Origin of the sequence: Brachyspira aalborgi (assembly GCF_008016455.1) — a bacterium.
GTDB classification, from domain to species: Bacteria; Spirochaetota; Brachyspiria; order Brachyspirales; family Brachyspiraceae; genus Brachyspira; species Brachyspira aalborgi.
The window spans coordinates 752,443-774,521 of record NZ_SAXU01000001.1 but is presented as its reverse complement, the minus strand read 5'-3'; the positions used below and the strand labels follow the sequence as shown (position 1 = coordinate 774,521).

The window sequence follows — 22,079 nt, the reverse complement described above, 5'->3', positions numbered from 1 at the left end:
TTAACATAATATAACATAAGAATTTTTATAAAATATAATATATAAAATTTTGGTATTGATAATATTAAAAAAAATTAGAGTTTATAAAGTAGAAATATAGAAACAAATATTTTATAAATCAATATTTTATAGTTATAAAATTTTAGAAAATATAAAAAATCATAAGGCATATATAATAAATATACATGCCTTATTTTATTAGTTTAGGATGAAAAAAATAATAAAATCTATTCTTTATAAGCGTAAACAAATTTATGCATAGCCAAAGCGTCATAATAAACATCTTTCAATTTAGGCGAAACTAATAACGGCTCTGTATAAAAATAAATCGGAACTATAGCGAAACTGTTTACAAGCAATTCTTCAGCCTTATGCATTGCATCCATTCTAACTTTTTGATTTCCCGTAGTCAATGCCGTTTGAATATAAGCGTCATATTGAGCGTTGCTATAAGAACTATAATTATTTGGAGAATGGCTCGTATATAAAGACAAGAAATTTATTGGGTCGTTAAAGTCCGCAAACCATCCGCCTCTTGCCATTGTAATATTTTTATCGTATCTCGTTTGCAAAAATACCGCCCATTCTTCTTGAATTATTTTTGTGTCTATTCCTAAATTTTCTTTCCACATTTGCTGAACGGCTTCAAATATAGATATATGAAATCCAGGGTCCGCTTTAAACTCAAAAACAGGAAAATTTTTACCGTTTGGATATCCCGCTTCCGCCATTAATCTTTTAGCTTCTTCAATATTATTTTGATAATTTTTAGGGCTTATGTCGAAAAATCCGCCTCCATTTTCTCTAAAACTTTCTTTAATATCCGCATCTCTTATTCCAAAAGGAACAAAAGCGTTAGCGGGAGTTTCGCCTCCTTTCATAACTTGCTCGACTATATAATTTCTATCTATAGCCAAAGCAAGCGCTTTACGAACTCTAATATCTTTTAATATTTCGTTTGTTACATTAAAACAATAAAAATAAGATGCAAGCATAGGTTTTATTTGCAATAATCCTTCTTCTTTTAATGTCGGTATATCTTGCGTTGGAACTATTCTTGCAAAATCTATAGAACCGTCTTTAATTCCTGCAACCGAAGATGTTTCATTTTGCATTAAAATAAATCTTAACTTTTCGGCTACTACAGAATCGGCATTCCAATAATTTGTATTTTTAATCATTATAATACTTTCATCTTGATTTATTTCGGAGGTTATAAAAGGTCCGTTTCCTATATAAGTTTTTGCATTTAAACTCCAAGCGTCTCCAAACTCTTCTATAATATCTCTTCTAACGGGATAAAAAGTAGGGAACGCTACCAAATCCAAAAAGTAAGCGGTAGGAGCTTCTAAAATAACTTCTAAAGTATAATCGTCTATAGCCTTTATTCCTAAACTTTCAACGGGCAATTTTCCAGCCGTAATATCTTTTGCATTTTTCACGGGTTCATGCTGAAAACTATATTGACTTCCAACCAAAGGGTCTACGACTCTTCTCCAAGTATAAACGAAATCTTCCGCTAAAACTGGTTTGCCATCGCTCCATTTTGCATTTGTTCTTAAATGGAATATATATCTTGCGCCATCGTCAAACTCTTCCCAACTTTCAGCGACTCCGCCGACTATATTCCCGTTTTTATCTTTTGTAGTCAAACCTTCAAACGCATGTATAACATAATAGCATCCGTCCAAAGCGGTATTCAAACTCGGGTCTATAGTTTTCGGCTGAGGTCCCGCGTTGATAGTTATAACCTTATTATTTGAAGATTTATTTCCGCATGAAATAATAAAAGCTAAACAAAAAACTGTTAATGAAATTATAATTATTCTTTTCATTTTTGAATCCTTTTAATCTAAATTTTATTAATAAATTATATAGATTTAATTTATTCTGTCAATATATAAATAAAGTATATTTTTTAATTAATTACATATTTATTATAAAATAAGAGTAAGCAATATATAATTTTCTTTTAATGCTTTTTTTAATATAGTCGGTCATTGTTAGCCAATGCCGTGACACTTGTCCGCCTCACTCTGTGGACTTTAGTCTTGGTAAGGCAAAGCAATACACTTTAGAATTAAAAATTGAAGACTTATGCTTACAGCGGGCAGTCGCTAGCTTCTGTTTGACGATTAATAAAACTAAATTTTGAAATTAACTTTTTCAAATGTGGATTACCACTATCCATTTAGGTCGCTCGCGATAGCGGTATTACGGTATTTAAGGAAGGTAAGAATAATAAAAAAAATTAAATAAATTTATAAATTTTAAAAACAATAAATTTATAAGTCTCAATTATTTTACGCTTTGACAAAAAAATATATTATATTATAATTAATAATTACTAAAATTAAGAAGAGAGGTAAAATTATGATAAATAGAACTATGAGCATAGGCGAGATAATTCAAATATTTCCAGATTCGGTTGAAATAATGATGAGTCATGGGCTTCATTGCGTTGGCTGTCATGTGGCAAGTTGGGAAAGTTTGGAAGAAGGTTGTCGCGGACATGGAATGAGCGATGATAAAATCGAGCATTTAGTTAATGAAATCAATGAAAAATGCGGTAAATAATCAATTATCGTAAAATAAAAAAGCTTTATAATTTTTTATAGATTATAAAGCTTCTTTAAATTTCTAAAATTTATTATTACACTTGCTTATTTATTAAAGCGGATAATTTTCTGTTAAAAACATATTCTTTGCCTTTATTATTATAACCGACTTTTTTACTGCTATATAAAACTTCTTTCATATCTTTGAAAAAGCTAAAAGTTTCGTCAAATAATTTTGGAGATAATTTATTTAAATGCCTCAATCTTGCTATTAAAGTCACTAATTCCAAACGCATAGCGGATATTTTAGAAGTTTTATTTAAAGGAATTTTTCTTATAATATCCGATAAAGTCGCCGTTTCAGATAAATGAGGAAATCTATTTAAAATTATTATATCTATAATATTTTCTCTCATTTTTCTTAATTCGTTCGCTTCGTTCATCTTATCGTTTTGATGTTCGCAATATAGATGTATATCCTGCAATCGGGTATTAATAATAGAATTTACTTTTTTTTCTTCGTCTTCCAATAAAATTTTGTAAACTTCTATTTCTTTTGAAAGAAGTATTTCAATTTTAGTAAGTTCTTCGTATAAATCAAACATAAAATACCGTCCTTTAATATCTATATATATTAATTATCGATAATTAAATAAATTACTTTACATAATTTTTTTATTACGGAACATTGAATTTTGTTATATTTTTATTTAAATCCTTTGACAAAATTTTATAATTATATATTATTTATACGATTTGAATTAAATTAAAGGCAAATAAAATGTATAAAATATCCGAATTAAAAGAATTATTAAAAAATAAAAAAATGTCCGAAAAGTTTAGCGGAATTTACGGCGGAGATAAAAATTCTATAGAAGAAGCTTATTCAAGATTATCTTCGGTTTTAGATGAATTTCAAAAAATTGACAAATCGGAAAATATTTTTATATTCAGCGCTTCGGGAAGAACGGAATTATCGGGAAATCATACCGACCATAATAACGGTTGCGTTTTAACGGCTTCAATTAATTTGGATAAATTAGCCGTAGTTTCAAAAAGAGAAGATAATAAAATAATCGTTTATACGAACGGCTATGATACTCCCGATTTAATAGATATAAATAATTTGGAAATTGATAAAAAAGAATTTGGAAATTCAAACGCTTTAATAAGAGGAGTTTGTTCTGGATTAAAAAATTCGGGTTATAAAATCGGAGGATTTACCGCCTATTTAAATAATAGAGTTCTTATAGGAAGCGGACTTAGCAGTTCTGCAAGTTTTGAATCTTTAATCGGCGAAATTTTAAATTCTCTTTATAACGAAAATAAAATAGAAAAAACTGAAATAGCTTTAATTGGACAATATGCGGAAAATATTTATTTCGGAAAACCATGCGGATTAATGGACCAAATGGGATGTTCGCTTGGAGGAATAATTTCAATAGATTTTAAAAATCCTAAAATTCCTATAATAGAAAAAGTGGAATACGATTTTGAAAAATCGGGTTATGCGCTTATGATAGTTGACGCTAAAGGAGACCATAGTTCGCTTACGGGAGAATATTCCGCTATAAGAGAAGAAATGAACGCCGTTGCAAAATATTTTTCAAAAGAAGTTTGCCGAGATATAACAAAAGAAGAATTAATTTCAAACGCTTCAAAAATAAGAGAGAAAATTGGAGACAGAGCTTTAATGCGAGCTTATCATTTTATAACGGAAAACGAAAGAGTTATAAATCAAATCAACGCTTTGAAAAATAATAATATTAAAGAATATATAAATCTTATGAACGATTCTGGACTTTCAAGTTTTATGTATTTGCAAAATTGCTATTCTACTACAAGCTCAAAAAATATGGGAGTCGCTTTGGCTTTAATGCTTACAAAAGATTTTTTGAAAGGAGATGGCGCTTGCAGAGTTCATGGCGGAGGTTTTGCTGGGACTATTCAAGCATTAATACCTTTAGATAAAGTTGAAGAATATACTAATTATATGAATTCGGTATTTGGAGATAAAAGCGCAAAGAAAATAAAAATTAGACAGATTCCAGTTTGCGAAATATAAATTATCTATCCGCTTTAATATCGATAACCGCATATTCTTCGGGAGGCAAAGTTTTCGGTGCTTTCTCTGAAATATCTCTTAATTCTTTTGAATAAAAATATTCTGTGCCTGATGTTTTTTTAGTAACATATTTTCTTATATTCGATATATAAACCGTAACGCCTGGAAAAAATCCTTCCATTGAAGAAACGCTACTATTTGATAATTTTTCAAATTCTTCGCTCATTTGTTTTCTTTTTTCTTCCAATTCTGCAGTTTCTTTTACAAGATTAGTAACTTTTTTCAATATATTTTTTATAGCTTCTCTTTTATTTTCTGGTATTCTTTGTATAAAAGCTTTAGGGTCTTTAAAATATTCCGCTCCTAATAAAGTTTTATATTTGTTTATCTCTTCTCTATTTGTTTTTATAGTCGTCACTATATTTTTAAATAATGCGTCAGCTTCTGCATCTCGCCCTACTATTATTGTAGTTTTTGATTCGCTTATAGCTCCTATACTTTTTGCCCAAATTCCGTTTAAGGCTTTAATATTTCCTCCAATTATAACGCCCTTTCCTTCCAAAACTATTACTCTATTATTGCATGATATGTCTGAGTTAACTATTTGATTGGCTATAACATCGCCGTTTGAAATTAAATTAGCGTTTCTTATAAAAGATGCGTAAACTTTTCCGTTTATATGTATATCGCTATCTGGTCCGCCTATTATTCCGCCCGACACAATTAAATTACCTCCGCAGTTTATTTTAGCGTCCTCAATATTTCCGTTTACTTTTATATCGCCTTCGGTTTTAATGCTAAATCCAGGCGTCACATTTTCTTTTATTATAACCGAACCGTCAACTTCTATATTTCCCGTAGACAAATCGACTTTTTCAATTTCAATAACATTGCTTACGGATATAGTATTATTATTATTTACCAATATTCCTTTTATCGCGCTTTTTATATTTATTCCGTCAGCTTCAACTTTAAGATTATTTCCTATTTTGTAGCATGGGTCATCGTCATAATTAGCTTCCATAACTTCGTCATATATATCAAGTCCGTCAATGGCTGGTTTTTCTGGAATAAAATGAGCGATTTGAACTCCCGCTTCTATATTATGAATAAAACTTCTTTCTTTAAAATCTATGCTTCCGTCTTCGGATTTTTTTCCCGTTTCTATCGACATATCGTAATCAAGTATAACTTTTTGCACATTTCCATCGATTGGTTTTTTTCCTTCGACAAATACGCAGCAAACTCCTTCGTTGAATTTTAAATTTTCTTCGACAAGTTCCGTTATCCTATCGTAATTAACCATTAATTGAATTGGAAGTTCTGAAATCATACTATTAATATCATCGAGTCCTAATTGTTTTTTTACATTTTTTTGAGGAGGCAAAACCATTATTCCGCGCCATTTTTCTGAAACATTTATAACGGGAATAACCGAAACCGAATTCATTCCGTCATAAACGACATAACCGTAAACCGCGCTTCTGTATACGCCCGTCATTTTATCGAATTTAACATTTTTACCGACTTTAATTCCCGCTCTCTTGCTTATTGATTTTAAAATCTGCTCGCCTATAGTCACATAATTTTTTGAAATCTCTTCGTATAAATGCTGATTATTAGGCTCAGAGTCCACTATTTTATAGTATATTTCTCTTATATTAATCGTATTGTCGAAAGAGTATTCGTAATTATTTGGGTCCATTGAAAGCAAACCGTTATTCTCTGTAGCCATAATATCTCCTTAATATTTTATTTTTTATATTTTACTTTTTACATAAAAAAAGCATTACATCGCCTTTATTAAATATTTTAACATATTTATCAAAAAATGATTTTATAAATTTATTCGTATTCTTTTCTATAGGAATACTTCCCCAAGAAAAATCTTTAATAATATTAAATCCAATATCTTTCATATATTGAGATAAAGTTTTTTTTGAAAAAAGCCATAAATGTTGAGGCATAACCGCGCGCCATTTAGATTTATATTTTTTAGCAAATATTCCGTCCGCATTCGGAGTCGTGATAGCCAAATAACCGCCTTTAGCGAGTATTCTATAAACTTCTTTTAAAGTTTCGGCGGGATTTGGAACATGCTCTATAACATGCGAAAAATGTATAAAAGAAAAAAAATCGCTTTCAAAACCTATATCAATTAAACTTTTTTCATAAACGGTTAAATTATAATTTTTTCTTGCATATTCCGCAGAAGAAGAGCAAATTTCAATGCCGTAAGTATCGTAGCCTTCGTTTTTAAAATAATTAAGAGTCATTCCCGTAGCGCATCCTATATCTAAAACATTTTTATTTGGAAATTCTTTTTTTATATTTTCAAATTCTATATCTTTTAACGCGAGTCTTATCAACTTAAAAAAATTTTCCTGATTCGCAATTTCGTATTCAAAATAATTGTCATCATATATAGCGTTTATTTCTTTTTTAGTTATAACGGGAAATTGATATATAAGTCCGCAATTTAAACATTTATTATAGCTTACCAAATCGGATTTTATATAGAGTTCGGACTCATTGCTATTACAGAATTCGCATACATTATTCATTTTAACTATATATATCTCCAATTAAAATTTTCGGAAAAAATTTTACAATTTTTATTATATATTTTGTTTAGTTTTTTCATTTTTACTCTTTAATTTTATTCTTTATTATTAACGATTAAAGTTATTTCCGAGTCGGATTTTATAATCTCATTAGCCAAAGGAGTTTGAGATAAAACTATATTGTTTTCTTGAATATCCTCTCTTGATTCTACTTTATTGTTAATAATAACATTAGGCAATTTACTTATAACATCGTTCGATATTATATTAAGCGCTTCTTCGTATTTTAATCCTATAATATCTGGCATATTTACGGTTATCTCTTCGGGAGCATTAACTACTAAATATACGGTTCTGCCTTTTTTAATTTTTACGCCGCCTTTAGGCTCTTGGCTTACTATAGTTCCCAAAGGATAATTATTAAAATAACGAGCTTGAATATTTAAATTAATTTTTTCTTTTTCTAAAATTTTAATGGCTTCGTAAATTCCTTTATTTTGAACATCGGGAAGAACAAAAGATTTTCCTCCAGATTTTACCACAATAAACACGACTATTGAAACTACAAAACATTGCAATACGAATAATAATAAAGCGAATAAAATTAATCTCTTAAAAACCAAAGCGGAATTTCGATTATTCATTATTTTATTTGGAAAAATCATTTTAAAGAATTTAGTAATTTTAGGTTTTAATTTGATTTTATATAATTTTTTTAATTTATCTATCTGATTATTTAATTTATTTTGCATCTCTTTCATAATTTATAATTAAACTCCTCTATTTAAAATATTCGCCCGTATTTAATTTATTTCCGCATAAAAATTCTTTCACAGTTTGCCTTTTTTTTCCTTCTTTTTGCAATTCTTTTATAATATAAACTCCATTTAAAGCCTGAATAAAAATTCCGTTATTATTAACTTCGATAATTTTTCCAAAGTCGGATTTATTATCAGATTTTTTATATTCGCTTTTAAAAACTTTTATCATAAAATTATCGTAATAACAAAACGCGGTTGGATATCTAACAAAGGCTTTAGTCATATTATGCAAAATTAAAGCGTCTTTTGTAAAATCTAATTTTCCGTCCTCTTTTTTTATTTTTCCGCAATAAGTCGCTTTTTTATCGTCCTGTTTTTTCAGATTTGAAATATATTTGTCTACATCGCTAAAAAATTCTTTTAATAAAGAAACTCCGCTTTTTTTAATTTCTTCGTATAATTCGTAAAATTGCCAATTTTCTAAAATTTCAAATTCGTCTTGAAGTATAATATCGCCTTCGTCAAGTTTATAATCCATTTTTTGCAATGTAGTTCCTGTCTTTTCAAAACCGTATAATAAAGCATGCTCAACGGGACTCGCTCCTCTCAAAATAGGCAAAAGCGAACCGTGAATATTTATTGGCATTATTTTAGGAATTGACAAAGTTTTTTTCGACAAAATTTTTCCATAAGCTACAACGATTAAAAAATCGGGTTTCAAATCCGACAAAGTTTTATAAGAATCGTCAGAGTTAATATTTTCGGGTTTCAAAAGTTTAATATTATTTTCTAAAGCAATTTTACTTGTAGGAGAAATTATTATATTTCCCTTTCTGTCTTTTTTAGAATCTACAGGCGCTATTATAGAGGATATATTGACATTATCCATTTTCATTAATTGCAAAATACAATCAGCCGTAAAATCGGTAGAACCAGCAACGATAACATTATACATAAATTCTATTATATATGGCTATCGTTAAAAGTCAAATTAATAAATAGGTAGAATTTCGACTTCAAAATATTTTGCATATATTTTCTTTATCTTTTAAATTTTTGTTCATCATAAAATTCTCCTTAAAATAACTTATATTATTAAGTATATACAAATTTATAATTTAATCTATAGTTTATATTAATTATTTATATTTTATAAGAAGTTCATCCTCTCTATCAAATATATCAATAAGTTTCTTTATCAAATCAAATTTTTTATCGCTGCTATAAGTATTTTCTGCATAATATATATCGCTTAATTGTATAGGATAATCCGATACAAGCTCTTTTTTATTCGTTGTTATTTTTATTACTTTTTGAATTTCATCAGTAAAAAATAACTCCTCTTTTTCACTGTAATAATATTTTAAAATAAAAGAGAATAATTTTGATACATCCGTTATATCGTTATATTCTTCTCCGTTGAATTTAATATATTCTAATTTTTTACCCGTAGGGTCGTCTGCCTCAAATATATCTACTTCAACATTACCATTTGTAATAATTACATTTGGATATTTCCAAACTTTCAAAAATCTTTCTTTAATTTTCTCAAATCTTTCTTTAATATTTTTTGGCTTCCATTCCTCTATTTGTTTTAAATATTCGTTAAGCCAAAGGCTACTGTATATATAACCCTGCTGTCCATTATCAATATTCATATTCTTTTTTTCTATAAATCTTTTATTTCCAAGCGCTCCATTATTAGCCGATAATGTTAAATTAGCTATTTTATGAAGGTTCTTTTCTGCAATACTATATTCTTCTTCCGTTAAATCTTCTTCCCAAGCGCCATCTGGATTTTGTGGAAATATATGCTCTATAGTCAAATCCGTTTTATTAAAGTCTACAACTTCTTTGCCTAAACCTTGTTCTAATTTATTAAACAAATACATTTTCTTTTTTTGAGCTATACTCTCATAAATATTTTTTTCTTTAAATTTAGATATAAATTCTTCGTCTTTTGGAAATTTTAGACTAAATTCTAATTTGCATAAATATTCTTCTAATGATTTAACATAATTATTTTTGTCTATTTGTCTATAATTTTGTCGTTATAGTCTTTATAAATTTTCAAGAAAAAAGGATAAGATACATTTACCTCTAAAGATTTTATATTATCAAGTTTCAATGATATATCTTTATCATTTTCTTTTTTAGGATTTAATAATTTATTATAATAACTTGCATATTCTTTTAATACTCCCAAATAGTTTTTTATTTCATTCAAATTGTCTATAGAATATTTTTCTTTAAACTCTTCGTAAACTCTGCTTTTATTTGGTATTTTATTATATTCGCTTGTCATAAAATCTCTAATAAAATCGGAAACCATATCCTTATTAATACTTTCGTCTTTAGCGTCCTTTTCTATATATTCCCAATATTTTTCATATATTTCTATTTGCTGTGGAGAGTCTAACTTCATTAAAATATAGTTTCTTATTAAATCGCCTTGAGATAAATCGAGTCCCGTTGAATTTAAACTTTCAAATATTCTTTGAGGGTCATCTATATTTCTATCTAAAGCCATATCGACAAATATAAGATTTGCTAATCCTTCTAATACATTTTTATAATTATTTTGTGTTATATTTTTTTCAAAAAATATATAATTATCTATTACATTAGATTTTTCATTAATGCTTATTTTTACATTATCATATATATGTTTTAAAGCTTTATCATTATTCGCAGTTGGTTTTAGTTTAATTTTCTTATCGGGCGTGCTTGCAAATTTATTTATTAAATATTGTTCGTGTATTTTATCTTTAAGAGATTGATTTCCAATTTCATCTAATAGTTTATATAATCTTAAATATATTAGTGTTATCGTAGTTAACCTTTGCTGTCCATCGACTACTATCAATTCTTTAACAGATGTGGCAGGTTTATTATCGGTTACATACACTATACTTCCTATAAAATGTCCTTTTTTATTTTTACCAGCTTCCATTATATCGTTTAAAAGAACTTTGCAATGTTTCTCTGTCCAATCATAATTTCTTTGATAAACAGGTATAACAAATTGTGTATCAGGCTGTTTTATTAACTTGTCTAAATTTGAATGTGTAGCAAACATAAAATCTCCTAATTATAATATTCCTCTATAATAAATCAAATTATGAAAAAAGTAAATTATTGAGATAACTATTTTTATTATTTTTTTGAACTTCTACTCGTCATAGCGAAGTATCTTCTGAAATAATCAATTTTTAATAAAATTCACTTATTTAATATTTTGCATTTTTATCTTAAATAAGTAAGTTTTATTAAAAGTGTATTGCTAACCAAATGCGGACTTTAGTCTCATAAATGACGATATTATTAAAAAAATAAACAATAAAATTAAAACTTGAAAAAATATTTATAGTTTATATAATATTTTTCAATATAATTAAAAAATAATTAGTTAAACGGAGAATATAATTAATGCTAATGCCAAATATAATATTTATAATCGCTATAATTTTAATAATAATTATAGCCATAATTTTAATTTTTATTAAAAAAAATAATAAAAGCAAAGTTTCATTAACGGGTTCAAAAAATAAATTTTCGCTTTCGGCTTTATTCAATACTTCGGCTATTAACGAAGAGTTTTTTGCCAATTTAGAAAACATATTAATAAAAGCGGATGCGGGAGTTGAAACGACTAAAGATATAATATTAAAATTAAGAGAAACTATAGAAAAAAATAATATTAAAGAACCAACGGAAGCAAAAAATCGTTTGAGAGAAATTCTAATATCAAAATTTATACAAAAAAAATTGGAATTAAAAGAAAAAAATATTTTATTTATAGTCGGAGTAAACGGAGTTGGAAAAACTACGACAATCGCTAAATTATCGAATCTATTAAAAAAAGAACATAATATTATAATAGCGGCTTCGGATACTTTCAGAGCTGCGGCAATAGAACAGCTTGAAGAATGGGCAAATCGTTTGTCGGTTTCTATAGTGAAAGGACAGCAAGCGGGCGACCCTGCGAGCGTTTTGTTTTCCGCTTTGGATAAGGCAAAATCTATAAACGCCGATATAGTTATAGTTGATACGGCGGGACGATTTCATAATCAGGATAATTTAATCAGACAGCTTGAAAAAATGAAAAAAATATCAACCGAAAGATTTTCAGAATTTAATTTTATTCCAATATTAGTGCTTGATGCAAATGTCGGGCATAATGGAATAGAGCAGGCTAAAGTATTTACAGATTCTTTAAATATTGAAGGAGCTATAGTTTCAAAAATGGATAGTTCGGCAAAAGGCGGCGTGGCAATAAGCGTAGCGTATTATTTATCGCTTCCAATATTTTATTTAGGATACGGGGAGAAAGTCGATGATTTCAAAGAATTCGATATTGAAAACTTTGTAGATTCTATATTAAAATGATTTGCAATAATTTCAATAACTATTAAAATAATTGCCAAAAAGGAGTCTTATATGTTTTTAAGAGTTAAGCCAAGCGATATTTTTGGTTCTGTATATATTCAAATAAGCAAAAGCGATGTTCATAGAGCTTTAATAGCGTCTTTTTTAGCAAAAGGCGAAAGCGTCTTAAAACCTTGGATGGAAAATGTAGGAATAGATATTACGGCGACAAAAGAAGCGATTTCTAATTTTGCCGATTTTAAATTAGAAAAAGATTGTTTGAAAGTTATTCCAAAAGATAAAAATATTGACAATATAATAATTGATGTAAAAGAATCGGGAAGCAGTTTAAGATTATTAATTCCCGTAGTTTCCGCTTTAGGAATTAACGCTAAATTTATAGGCAGTAAAAAATTATTTTCTCGTCCTCTTGATACATATAAAAAAATATGGATTAATCAAGGTTTAACTTTCGACTTAAAAAAAGATAGTTTAACAATAAAAGGAAAATTAAAAAGCGGAGATTTTAATGTCGAAGGAAATATAAGCAGTCAATTTATAAGCGGATTATTATTCGCTCTTCCTTTATTAGAAGGCAATTCAAAAATAATAATCGAAGGAGAATTAGAATCCGCTCCTTATGTTATGATGACTTTGAAAACTTTGAAATCTGCAAAAATAGAAACTTCAAAAAAGTCGGATAATAGCGTTATTGAAGTTTTTGGCTCTCAAGAATATTCTCCGATTAATTATGAGATTGAATCAGATTGGTCGCATGCGGCATTTTTTGCTGCGGCGGGAGCTTTAGGAGGCGAAGTTGCATTATACGGATTAAATAAATATTCTATTCAAGGCGATAAAGAGATATTAAATATATTAAAATTTATGGGAGCTTCGATTATATATAACGAAGACGGTTCTATAACGATTAAAAAGAATTTGAGATTAAACGCTTTAGATATAGATATTTTAAATATTCCCGATTTAGCGCCCGTTATAGTCGCTCTTGCATCAACGGCGAAAGGAACTACAAAATTATATAATGCAAGAAGATTGAAATATAAAGAAAGCGATAGAATAAACGATTTGAAAGAAAGTTTTAATAAAATAGGGGCAAAAATAACTACAACCGAAGATGAAATATTTATAGAAGGAGTGGAAAAATTAAAAGGCGGGAAAACTTCATCTCATAACGACCATAGAATCGCTATGGCTCTTTGCGTCGCTTCGATAGTTTGCGAAAATGAAATTATTATAAATGACGGCGAATCTATAAATAAATCTTCTTTTAATTTTATAGAACAATTTAAAAGCATAGGCGCAAAGTTGGAAGAAAAAGAATAATTAAAAAGTTGTTTTGGTTTGAATATTTAATAACAACAATGGGTTGCAACACATTGTTATCAAAAATTATTTATTAAAATAATTTTTTTTATTTCTAAATTTTAATCTTAAAACTCTAAATAATGCTTCCGCTATTATATTTTTTGACATTTTCGATTGTCCGCTTCTTCTTTCATAAAATATAATCGGTTCTTCTTTCACTTTATAACCGTTGCTTTCAAAAGAATAATTCATTTCAATTTGAAAAGAATAACCTGTTGAAAGTATATTATCGAAATTCATATTTTTAAGGACGGATACTCTAAAGCATTTAAATCCTCCCGTTATATCCATTATTTTTGAGCCTAAAACAAATGAAGCGTATCTATTTCCATAATATGATAAAAATAATCTTCTTAATGGCCAGTTAACTACGCTTATTCCGTTGCAATATCTTGAGCCTATAACCAAATCTAATTTTTCATTTTCCATCCTTTCGATAAATTTTATTACAAAATTTGGGTCATGAGAAAAATCGGCATCCATTTCTATAACATAATCGGGATTGTAGGAAAAAGAATGTTTAAAGCCCGCTATATACGCGGGACCTAATCCTTCTTTTTTTTCTCTTCTTAATAAATGAACTCTTTTATTATCAAGATATTTTTCTACCAAATCGGCTGTTTTGTCGGGGCTATTATCGTCAACGACTAAAATTTCTACATAGCTTGGCAATTCTAAAACCGCATTTATCATTTTTTCTATATTGTCTTTTTCGTTATAAGTCGGCACTATTATTATAGCTTTCATTTTTCTTCCATATTAAATTAATTAATTTTTAGTTTTAATATTTAATATATTATACAATAATTATATAAAAAATAAAGAATTGACTTTTTTATAATAATATATATTATTAACTAATAATAAAAAGTATTTTATGGTTTTTGCCATTTTCCGATAATAAAAAAAATAATAAATATATAAATATTCGGGGGGATTCATTGGCTATTACCGATGGTTATCAAAAATATAAAAAGGTTGAAATAAGCACGGCATCTCAAAATAGGCTTATAGTTATGCTTTATGACGGCGCTATAAAATTTTTAGAATCGGCATGCGTTTCTATAGATAAAAAACATGGAACTGAAGAAGCTCATAATAATATAGTTAAAGCTCAAGAGATAATATACGAACTTTTATCTTCTTTAAATTACGAAGCGGGCGAGATAGCCGATAGACTCGCTTCAATTTATACTTATATGAATCAAAAATTAACCGAAGGAAATATTTCAAAAACAAAACCTCCAATATTGGAAGTTATAAAATATCTTAAAGAATTAAAAAGCGCTTGGGCGGTTGTGGAAGAGAAAGCGGCTAAAGGAAATATAGATTCAAATAAATCGCAGAATAATAAAAATAATAACGAAGAAAATTCTGATAATTCTAATATAAAATTAAATACAAAAGGTTAATTTTGATGAAAAAAATAATTTCGTTTTTAATATTGGCGTTCGTAATATCTTGCGGCGATAAAGATGTAGAAACTATAGAACAACACGAAGAGCGAATGAATAGAATGGAAATTCTAAAATATTATAATATACAAGATGTAATGCCTCCGAGAGTAGTAGAGGACGGTATTTTATTTACTTTCGCTGAAAATTATGATTCGGTTGAAGTTTCGGGAGATTTTAATTATTGGGAAGATAGCATTCCTTTAATAAAAAACTCTTATGGAATTTTTTATTATTTATGGCAAGTTCCATTGAAAGCGGGAAAATATAATTATAGATATAGAGTTAATGGAGTTTGGATTAACGACCCTTTAAACTCAAATACGGAATACGATAATAATAATCAAGAAGTTAGTTATTTTATTTTAGATAAAGATATAGGTTTTTACGATAAAAATCCCGTTTACAATTCTGACGGAACGGTTACATTTTTCTACAGCAACGATATTGCAAGAGAGGTAATGTTTACTTCCGATAAATTAGGATTTGATAGTTTAAGATATCCTATGATTTATTCAAATAATTTATGGACAATAACTTTAAGAGCCGAGTCGGGAAATTATTATTATAATTTTGTAGTCGATAGAGTTTGGGAAGTCGACCCTTTGAATATGAATGTATATAAAGGAAATGACGGAAGATTGCATTCTTATACGGTTATAAATTATAGTCAAAATAAAGTCGTAAAATAATAATGAAAAATAAATTATAATTTATGTATATTTTTATAAATTTATTAAAAATTTTTTAGAAATTTTTATTAAAAACGCTTGGCATATCCTTAAAAATATTATATAATTATAATAGTCAATTAATTAAAAATATTGAAATTTTATTATTGACAAAAAATTTTAAATATTGTAAAATATTATTCAATTAATTAAAATAAATAGTTGATAATTTTTTTAAATATTTTATAATATTGTTAAATTAAATTAATCAATATTGAAAAAAATTTAAAATAAACTATTGACTAATTTTTAAACTTATTGTATAAATTAAAAGTTAGTTAAAAAATATTTAAATTGTTATTGACTAATTTTTTTAATATTGTATAATTTAATTAAATATTAATTTTATTGATAGAGTTATGATAGTAAAATATTTATCTTATAGTTTGGGTTACCGTCAACCGTCAACCGTCAACCGTCAACCATGAGATAAATTTATTCTTTGCAAAATTTTTATTTAAGTTAGTTCAGTTATTTTTTAATGTAATTCATTGCAAGACGAAAAAAGTAAAGGCTTGGCAATCAACTTTTAAAAAATTTAATTTTAATAATTTTGAAATAATAAGTCTTTTAGATTATGGCTTTTGCTATAATTACGGCTTTAATCATAATGAGAATAATCTAAAAAATTATCATTCTTCGGTTAATGAAAATTATAATTTTGCATTCGGTGAAAATTGTAATTTCGTAAAATCTTTTAATTACGATTTTGTAAACATTGAAAGCAAAAATTATAATTTGTCAAAAATCGGAAATTATAATTCTTTAAATGGTTCTTGTTATGGTTTTTGGCGTATTTATTTCATTTGCGATAATTTGAAGGATTTTTTATTTAATACGAAAAATCAAAAAAAATTTTAAAAAAGGAGAGAGAAAATGAAAAAGATTTTTCTAACAACAATAGCTTTGCTTTCTATGGCAAGCGCGTCAGTATTTGGTATGTATGGAGTTAATTCGGGAGATTGGATTGGCTTCCTTACTCATGGTAATCAGTTCAGAGCAAGAATGTGGCAATTAGGCTTTACGCTCGGAAACGACACTATTAAAGGAACTTTCGGATTCTTTAATAATGGTAGAGGAGCTTATGGTTCTATGTTAGTAAATAATGCTACAGATACTACAACAACGGGAGGACCAAGCGCAGGTTTATTCTATGACTTTACTCCGACAATTTCTATGGGTTTAGCTTATACTTCTTCATTAATAAGCGTAGGAGTTGGCTATAATGCAACCATAGGACCAAGATGGAACAGATATAACAATAAAACCGAGCCTAAAAAAGTGGAAGCCGTAGTTCATACGCCTGTTTTGGTTTTAAACGCTTTGGATAACGCATTTAGAATGGCTATTCCTATTCAAGTTGTTAATCTTACCGACAAATTTGACGGAGTAGGTAAAGGAAGCATAACGGCTGTAAGTTTGGACGCTCAATTTAGATATTTTACAGGTTTAGACTTCTTGCCTCAAATCAGATTGCTTATTAAATATGGAAACTATGGAATGCAATTAAGTCCAGAAGGAGGACAGAAAGAAAAAGTAACAATTGCGGAATCATTCGGATTTGAATTTAGACTTTACTTTGGCGCGATGGTGGAAGAAGTTGCTTTACAACCTTATATTAAATTGGTTTATAACGGAGCTTTAGGAAAACAACATAGTAAAACAAGCGTGACGGCGCTTTCAGCTCTTAACGATTCTGCAAGATTTATGGGAGAGCTTACTTCATTTATGGCTAATGCTGGTAGTGGAAGTGCAACTCAACCTACAACTACTTATGGCGGAAATGCTACTTGGAAAAAAAGCGCGTGGGATTTGACATTAGCTCCAACTTTGGGAATAACTGCAAACAGCGATATAGTTTCATTATATGTTGAGCCTTCATTGGGTTTGACAATTACTCAATCAGGAAGCGCAACAGACAACAAAGTTAAAGAACTTTACAGTTTATATTGGGGCGCTTATGCAGAAATTTATATTACGCCAATCAAAAACCTTGAATGGTATTTTGAGGCAAATGTAAGCAGAGATACTGTTGCACCAGTGAGCCTTGCAGCCTCTACGGGTATAACTTGGTATTTGCCAGCGCTTTAATTAGAAAGTAAATAAATTTATAATAAGGGACTTGTCGATTGGCGAGTTCCTTATTTATAAGTTTTTTCTTTTTAGAAAGAAATTCTTTTATTTTTTTGATACCAAAAAGAATAAATAATTTTTGTTATTAAAAAAGAATAAGAATTTTGATTTACTTTATCGAAGGTGAGCAGAGCGAAAAAAAGAAATAGTTTTTTGATTATTTTAATTTGATATTAAAAAAGTAAGATTAAAAATTTGATTTACTTTAAAGAAGGTTAGCGGAGCGATAAAAAAAACAAGAATTTTAATTTAATAATAAAGTAAAAATTTAAATTGCATCTTTCTTATACAGAGGATTATTCTCAAATCCTTTGTATTTCCTATAATTTTGGCGTCTTTCGTTTGTTGCGGACGGAGGGCGCTTTTATTTTTTGCAGATTTATTTTAATTGAATATTTTTAAAAATATTGTGCGATTATAATAAATGAATTAATATAAAGTTGAAATTAATCTAAAGTTTAAAAAGTTGCAAAATCTCAGAAGGAAACTTTCAATAAGAAAAAAATTATAATAAATTAATTAATATAAAGTTTAAAAAGGCGATATTAAAGTTTTTTTATTTCGTCAATGGTTAAGCCAGTGATTTCACTTATAAATTTTATATCTGAACCAGCTTTTTTTAGATTTTTAGCTATTGAATAGTTGCGTTCTTTTATTCCTTCAAGTTTTCCTTTTTCTATACCTTCTTTAATTCCTTCTTCTCTCTCTACATTCATCATATCCTTATAAAAATATTCATTCCATTCTTTTTTTCTATAAGCGTTTATTAATGGGTCGCTATCGATAAAACTTTGGCATCTCTTCTCAACTTCTTCAAAAATATTATTCTCTTTTATTAAGTTTGACATATTCTCCCCCTTGAAAAATTTTATCCAACTTGATAATTTTTCTTTATCGTTATTTAAATTAAATTTCGGTAATTCGATATAATGCAACATGCAATGGTCGGTTAATATTTTATTATGCTTGATTTCTTTTAATAAATAACAAGAATGAAAATCTTTAATATCGTTAAATAAAACAAAATCTAAAACATTAATGCTAATCACGGGCGAAAGTTTTGTATAATTTTCCGATTTATTAAGTAAAGAACTATAACTATTCGCCCAATAATAAAGACTTCTGCGAATAAAATATTGATTTCCTTGCAATTGAATTTCAATTATAACGGTTTGATTATCTTCGGTTATACATTTCACATCAACGATTGATTCTTTGCCGTCCAAATATTTAGTCAAATTGAATGGATTTAAAATTACAACATTATTGAAAGTTTGAAAATTTAAATCAATCATTACTCCGTTTATAAAATCTAAAACAATATTTTCATTTCCTTCGTCAGAAAAAAGATAACGAATAAAACAATCATTTTTCTTGTTTAAATTATCAATGGTAATAATTTTATTTTTGCTTTTTTCTAAATATTCAAATTCTTTCATAATGATATTATAACAAAATAATTTTATTTGTCAAAATGACTTTATAGTATTGATTATTGTTATATAGAATTATATAATAAATTCATTATAGAGAATGCAAAACTAATGCTTATAGTAAACCTTATAAAATCATAAATATAAAGGTTGGATATAGCGGATATTAAGGTTTTAATTATGAATAATATTAAAATTAAATCAAAAGAATTGGTAAATAAACTTATAGAAAAAAAATTAAAAATAACTTCGGCGGAATCTTGCACGGGCGGATTATTTGCATCTTCAATAACTTCAATTAGCGGTTCTTCCGTTTGTTTTGAAGGTTCTTTTATAACTTATTCAAATGAAATTAAAAATAAAATTATAAATGTCAAAAAAGAAACTCTATTAAATTACGGAGCGGTAAGTAAAGAATGCGTTATTGAAATGGCGGAAAATAGCAGAAAAATAATTAAATCGGACATATCTATAGCGATTAGCGGAATTGCAGGACCAGACGGAGGAAGCGAAGATAAACCCGTAGGCTTGGTTTGGATTTGTTTATCGGCAGAAAATTATATTAAAGCTTATAAAAATATTTTTTCGGGAGATAGAGATAAAATAAGAGAGGAAAGCGTTATTTTTGCTTTAGATTTGGTCTTAAATTTTATAAATAATCATTAAAATATGATAAAAATTATTAAAAATACAAAATAAATTAAATATTTTTTAAAAAATATTATGTTTACTTATTGACAAAAAATATATTATAGATTATCATATAAATAATAAGTATTATGTTAACTAATAAATAAACATAATTTTTTTATAAAGTAAACATAATTATTTCCGATAGATTATAAAGATAACTTTTTTTAGGTAGGTATTCCTATGCAGGACTTTATAAATAAATTAATAAGTCAAGTTAAAAATATTTTTTCAAAAACTACTAAAGTGCAAAAAGCTATAGTAATTGGCATTTTGGTTGTGGCGCTTGGCGCGATTATAGCGACTATAATTTTAAGTTCAAGAAGAACGGGAACTTTATTATTTCAAAAAGCTTTAAGTCAAGAGGATGCAAGAAATGTAATATCCGTTTTGGAAGCGAGCAATATTAAATATCAGTATAGAAACGGATTTATAACTCTTAATAATATGTCCGATAAAGCAAAAGCCGAATTAGAATTAGTTAAAGAAGGAAAAATGCCAACTTCTTTAGACGGTTGGGAATTATTTGATTCTCCGCGTATAGGAATTACAGATGTCGAATTGGATATAAATAAAAGAAGGTCTTTAACTAAAGCGATTACTCAATTATTAACTAAATTAGAATTTGTGCAAGAAGCTACGGTTGATTTGGCTTTTCCTAAAAAAGAATATTTAACCGATGTTGACGCTCCCGTTACGGCTTCTGTGGTTATTAAAGCCGAACCTTTTAAAGAAGAAATTTTAAGAGACCCAAAAACGGTTAGAGGACTTCAAAGATTAATCGCTATGGGAGTAGATAAATTACAACCCGAATTTGTAACGATTACCGATAGCGTTGGATTGGTATTAACCGATTTTACGGACGAAGCCGCTAATTTAAAATTGAAAGTAGCTCAAGAAGAATTAAAAATCGTTGACAGAGAGAGAAAAAAGATAGAAAATAAAATAAGACAAACTTTAGGAAGAATATATACGAATAGAGTCGAAACTACTATAGCTTTAGAATTAATATGGGATGAAGTGACTATTACAAATAATTCCGTTATGCCTATAGTTTTAAAAGAGGATGACCCTTCGACTCCTTATGACGATAGTATTATTACAAATAAAGTGCAGGTTTCAAGCAGAACTGTGACTGAAGATTGGAAAGGACAGCAATTTATTCCTCAAGGAGCGGCGGGCGCAGAAGAGAATGTTCCTCCAGGATATAAAGATAAAACCGATAGATGGCAAACTTATACAAAAACGGACACTCAAGATAATTACGAATTAAGTAAAAGATATGAAGCGATAAAAAAGGGAAGTTATCAAATAGGAAAAATATCGGCGGCGGTAGCGTTAGACGGAAGATGGACGAGAGTTTATGACGAGAGAGGAAATCCAGTAATAACTAATGGAACGAGTTATGTTAGAGAATATCATCCCGTATCTGCAGAAGAGATAAGAAATGTTACTTCTTTAGTTCAAGCCGCTATAGGTTATAATTTGAAAAGAGGAGACCAAGTAAGCGTTACTCATCTTCAATTTGACCATTGGGATAGATTTGACGCCGAAGATGCGAGAATCATGCGAAACAATTTTATAAAGAAAACTTTAGTTATAGCTATGATTTCATTACTTGCATTATTTATATTAGTATTAATTGTTAGAGCAATACAAAAAGAACTTGCAAGAAGACGCAGACTCAGAGAAGAAGAGCTTGAAAGAAAGCAAATGGAAATGCGTAGACAGGCTATGATGAATGTAAATGAAGAGCCTATTACGGAAATGAATTTAGAAGATGCCGCTAGAAAGAAACTTATGGAAGAGGTTATAAGAGTGAGCCATGAAAGACCCGAAGATGTGGCGCAGTTATTAAGAACTTGGATGGCGGACGATAAACAATAAAAAATTATAAAATTAATATAAAAAATATTGAGTTATAAAATAGGAGATA

Annotated in this window: 19 protein-coding genes; 9 read left to right on the top strand and 10 right to left on the bottom strand. The window is 28.0% G+C overall.

The genetic code is table 11. The annotated features are described in order from the left end of the window. Positions 1-227: 227 nt before the first annotated feature. On the bottom strand, positions 228-1,835 hold the full coding sequence (locus EPJ79_RS03490; RefSeq protein WP_147738456.1) for a peptide ABC transporter substrate-binding protein: 1,608 nt from the start codon (positions 1,833-1,835) through the stop codon (positions 228-230). Positions 1,836-2,373: 538 nt separating this feature from the next. On the opposite strand from EPJ79_RS03490, the gene EPJ79_RS03485 reads away from it, so the two are divergent. Then, on the top strand, positions 2,374-2,577 hold the full coding sequence (locus EPJ79_RS03485; RefSeq protein WP_021958215.1) for a DUF1858 domain-containing protein: 204 nt from the start codon (positions 2,374-2,376) through the stop codon (positions 2,575-2,577). A 76-nt stretch (positions 2,578-2,653) separates the two neighbouring features. Here EPJ79_RS03485 and flgN read toward each other — a convergent pair whose 3' ends face one another. Then, the gene (gene flgN, locus EPJ79_RS03480; RefSeq protein ID WP_021958214.1) at positions 2,654-3,163 is read right to left on the bottom strand and encodes a flagellar export chaperone FlgN; all 510 of its coding nucleotides are present in this window, start codon (positions 3,161-3,163) and stop codon (positions 2,654-2,656) included. A gap of 176 nt (positions 3,164-3,339) precedes the next feature. On the opposite strand from flgN, the gene EPJ79_RS03475 reads away from it, so the two are divergent. Further along, positions 3,340-4,623, top strand: coding sequence for a galactokinase (locus EPJ79_RS03475; RefSeq protein WP_147738455.1), 1,284 nt, complete (start codon positions 3,340-3,342; stop codon positions 4,621-4,623). A gap of 1 nt (position 4,624) precedes the next feature. Here the strand turns inward: EPJ79_RS03475 and EPJ79_RS03470 are convergent, their stop codons facing one another. From EPJ79_RS03470 to EPJ79_RS03445, 6 genes are all read right to left on the bottom strand, one after another. After that, positions 4,625-6,358: a DUF342 domain-containing protein gene (locus EPJ79_RS03470; protein WP_147738454.1), complete on the bottom strand. Its 1,734-nt coding sequence runs from the start codon at positions 6,356-6,358 to the stop codon at positions 4,625-4,627. A gap of 31 nt (positions 6,359-6,389) precedes the next feature. Continuing rightward, on the bottom strand, positions 6,390-7,187 hold the full coding sequence (locus EPJ79_RS03465; protein ID WP_147738453.1) for a class I SAM-dependent methyltransferase: 798 nt from the start codon (positions 7,185-7,187) through the stop codon (positions 6,390-6,392). A 95-nt stretch (positions 7,188-7,282) separates the two neighbouring features. After that, positions 7,283-7,948, bottom strand: coding sequence for a PASTA domain-containing protein (locus tag EPJ79_RS03460; protein ID WP_147738452.1), 666 nt, complete (start codon positions 7,946-7,948; stop codon positions 7,283-7,285). Between the two features lie 19 nt (positions 7,949-7,967). Further along, on the bottom strand, positions 7,968-8,903 hold the full coding sequence (gene fmt, locus EPJ79_RS03455) for a methionyl-tRNA formyltransferase (protein ID WP_147738451.1): 936 nt from the start codon (positions 8,901-8,903) through the stop codon (positions 7,968-7,970). Between the two features lie 184 nt (positions 8,904-9,087). Beyond that, positions 9,088-9,981, bottom strand: coding sequence for an HNH endonuclease family protein (locus tag EPJ79_RS03450; RefSeq protein WP_147738450.1), 894 nt, complete (start codon positions 9,979-9,981; stop codon positions 9,088-9,090). Beyond that, positions 9,978-11,027: a DUF262 domain-containing protein gene (locus EPJ79_RS03445; protein WP_147738449.1), complete on the bottom strand. Its 1,050-nt coding sequence runs from the start codon at positions 11,025-11,027 to the stop codon at positions 9,978-9,980. Before EPJ79_RS03445 ends, EPJ79_RS03450 begins: the two co-directional genes overlap by 4 nt. 356 nt (positions 11,028-11,383) lie before the next feature. Here EPJ79_RS03445 and ftsY point away from each other — a divergent pair, with 356 nt between their 5' ends. Continuing rightward, positions 11,384-12,337 carry a signal recognition particle-docking protein FtsY gene (gene ftsY, locus EPJ79_RS03440; protein ID WP_147739598.1) on the top strand — a complete coding sequence of 318 codons (954 nt, stop codon included), beginning with the start codon at positions 11,384-11,386 and terminating at the stop codon, positions 12,335-12,337. Positions 12,338-12,388: 51 nt separating this feature from the next. Further along, positions 12,389-13,660, top strand: a complete 1,272-nt coding sequence (aroA, locus tag EPJ79_RS03435) for a 3-phosphoshikimate 1-carboxyvinyltransferase (protein WP_147738448.1) — start codon at positions 12,389-12,391, stop codon at positions 13,658-13,660. Positions 13,661-13,726: 66 nt separating this feature from the next. Here aroA and EPJ79_RS03430 read toward each other — a convergent pair whose 3' ends face one another. Continuing rightward, the gene (locus EPJ79_RS03430) at positions 13,727-14,449 is read right to left on the bottom strand and encodes a polyprenol monophosphomannose synthase (RefSeq protein ID WP_147735145.1); all 723 of its coding nucleotides are present in this window, start codon (positions 14,447-14,449) and stop codon (positions 13,727-13,729) included. Between the two features lie 194 nt (positions 14,450-14,643). On the opposite strand from EPJ79_RS03430, the gene fliS reads away from it, so the two are divergent. From fliS to EPJ79_RS03415, 3 genes are all read left to right on the top strand, one after another. Further along, positions 14,644-15,114 (top strand): flagellar export chaperone FliS, encoded by a 471-nt coding sequence (gene fliS / locus EPJ79_RS03425; RefSeq protein ID WP_147738447.1) that lies wholly within the window; start codon positions 14,644-14,646, stop codon positions 15,112-15,114. A 5-nt stretch (positions 15,115-15,119) separates the two neighbouring features. Beyond that, positions 15,120-15,848, top strand: coding sequence for an early set domain-containing protein (locus tag EPJ79_RS03420; RefSeq protein ID WP_147738446.1), 729 nt, complete (start codon positions 15,120-15,122; stop codon positions 15,846-15,848). A gap of 915 nt (positions 15,849-16,763) precedes the next feature. Then, positions 16,764-17,978 carry a cell surface protein gene (locus tag EPJ79_RS03415; RefSeq protein ID WP_147738445.1) on the top strand — a complete coding sequence of 405 codons (1,215 nt, stop codon included), beginning with the start codon at positions 16,764-16,766 and terminating at the stop codon, positions 17,976-17,978. Positions 17,979-18,565: 587 nt separating this feature from the next. On the opposite strand, the gene EPJ79_RS03410 is transcribed toward EPJ79_RS03415, so the two are convergent. Beyond that, positions 18,566-19,459, bottom strand: coding sequence for an Rpn family recombination-promoting nuclease/putative transposase (locus EPJ79_RS03410; protein WP_147738444.1), 894 nt, complete (start codon positions 19,457-19,459; stop codon positions 18,566-18,568). A gap of 174 nt (positions 19,460-19,633) precedes the next feature. On the opposite strand from EPJ79_RS03410, the gene EPJ79_RS03405 reads away from it, so the two are divergent. Together EPJ79_RS03405 and fliF are read left to right on the top strand one after the other, a co-directional pair. Continuing rightward, positions 19,634-20,119, top strand: coding sequence for a CinA family protein (locus tag EPJ79_RS03405; protein WP_147738443.1), 486 nt, complete (start codon positions 19,634-19,636; stop codon positions 20,117-20,119). A 207-nt stretch (positions 20,120-20,326) separates the two neighbouring features. Further along, entirely contained in the window at positions 20,327-22,030 is a 1,704-nt protein-coding gene (gene fliF / locus EPJ79_RS03400; RefSeq protein WP_021959383.1) for a flagellar basal-body MS-ring/collar protein FliF, read from the top strand. Positions 22,031-22,079 lie beyond the last annotated feature (49 nt).

Excerpts from the sequence above, each read along its gene's own strand:
- EPJ79_RS03490 (WP_147738456.1), bottom strand. The coding sequence starts at position 1,835 with ATGAAAAGAATAATTATAATTTCATTAACAGTTTTTTGTTTAGCTTTT.
- EPJ79_RS03485 (WP_021958215.1), top strand. The coding sequence starts at position 2,374 with ATGATAAATAGAACTATGAGCATAGGCGAGATAATTCAAATATTTCCA.
- flgN (WP_021958214.1), bottom strand. The coding sequence starts at position 3,163 with ATGTTTGATTTATACGAAGAACTTACTAAAATTGAAATACTTCTTTCA.
- EPJ79_RS03475 (WP_147738455.1), top strand. The coding sequence starts at position 3,340 with ATGTATAAAATATCCGAATTAAAAGAATTATTAAAAAATAAAAAAATG.
- EPJ79_RS03470 (WP_147738454.1), bottom strand. The coding sequence starts at position 6,358 with ATGGCTACAGAGAATAACGGTTTGCTTTCAATGGACCCAAATAATTAC.
- EPJ79_RS03465 (WP_147738453.1), bottom strand. The coding sequence starts at position 7,187 with ATGAATAATGTATGCGAATTCTGTAATAGCAATGAGTCCGAACTCTAT.
- EPJ79_RS03460 (WP_147738452.1), bottom strand. The coding sequence starts at position 7,948 with ATGAAAGAGATGCAAAATAAATTAAATAATCAGATAGATAAATTAAAA.
- fmt (WP_147738451.1), bottom strand. The coding sequence starts at position 8,903 with ATGTATAATGTTATCGTTGCTGGTTCTACCGATTTTACGGCTGATTGT.
- EPJ79_RS03445 (WP_147738449.1), bottom strand. The coding sequence starts at position 11,027 with ATGTTTGCTACACATTCAAATTTAGACAAGTTAATAAAACAGCCTGAT.
- ftsY (WP_147739598.1), top strand. The coding sequence starts at position 11,384 with ATGCCAAATATAATATTTATAATCGCTATAATTTTAATAATAATTATA.
- aroA (WP_147738448.1), top strand. The coding sequence starts at position 12,389 with ATGTTTTTAAGAGTTAAGCCAAGCGATATTTTTGGTTCTGTATATATT.
- EPJ79_RS03430 (WP_147735145.1), bottom strand. The coding sequence starts at position 14,449 with ATGAAAGCTATAATAATAGTGCCGACTTATAACGAAAAAGACAATATA.
- EPJ79_RS03420 (WP_147738446.1), top strand. The coding sequence starts at position 15,120 with ATGAAAAAAATAATTTCGTTTTTAATATTGGCGTTCGTAATATCTTGC.
- EPJ79_RS03415 (WP_147738445.1), top strand. The coding sequence starts at position 16,764 with ATGAAAAAGATTTTTCTAACAACAATAGCTTTGCTTTCTATGGCAAGC.
- EPJ79_RS03410 (WP_147738444.1), bottom strand. The coding sequence starts at position 19,459 with ATGAAAGAATTTGAATATTTAGAAAAAAGCAAAAATAAAATTATTACC.
- EPJ79_RS03405 (WP_147738443.1), top strand. The coding sequence starts at position 19,634 with ATGAATAATATTAAAATTAAATCAAAAGAATTGGTAAATAAACTTATA.
- fliF (WP_021959383.1), top strand. The coding sequence starts at position 20,327 with ATGCAGGACTTTATAAATAAATTAATAAGTCAAGTTAAAAATATTTTT.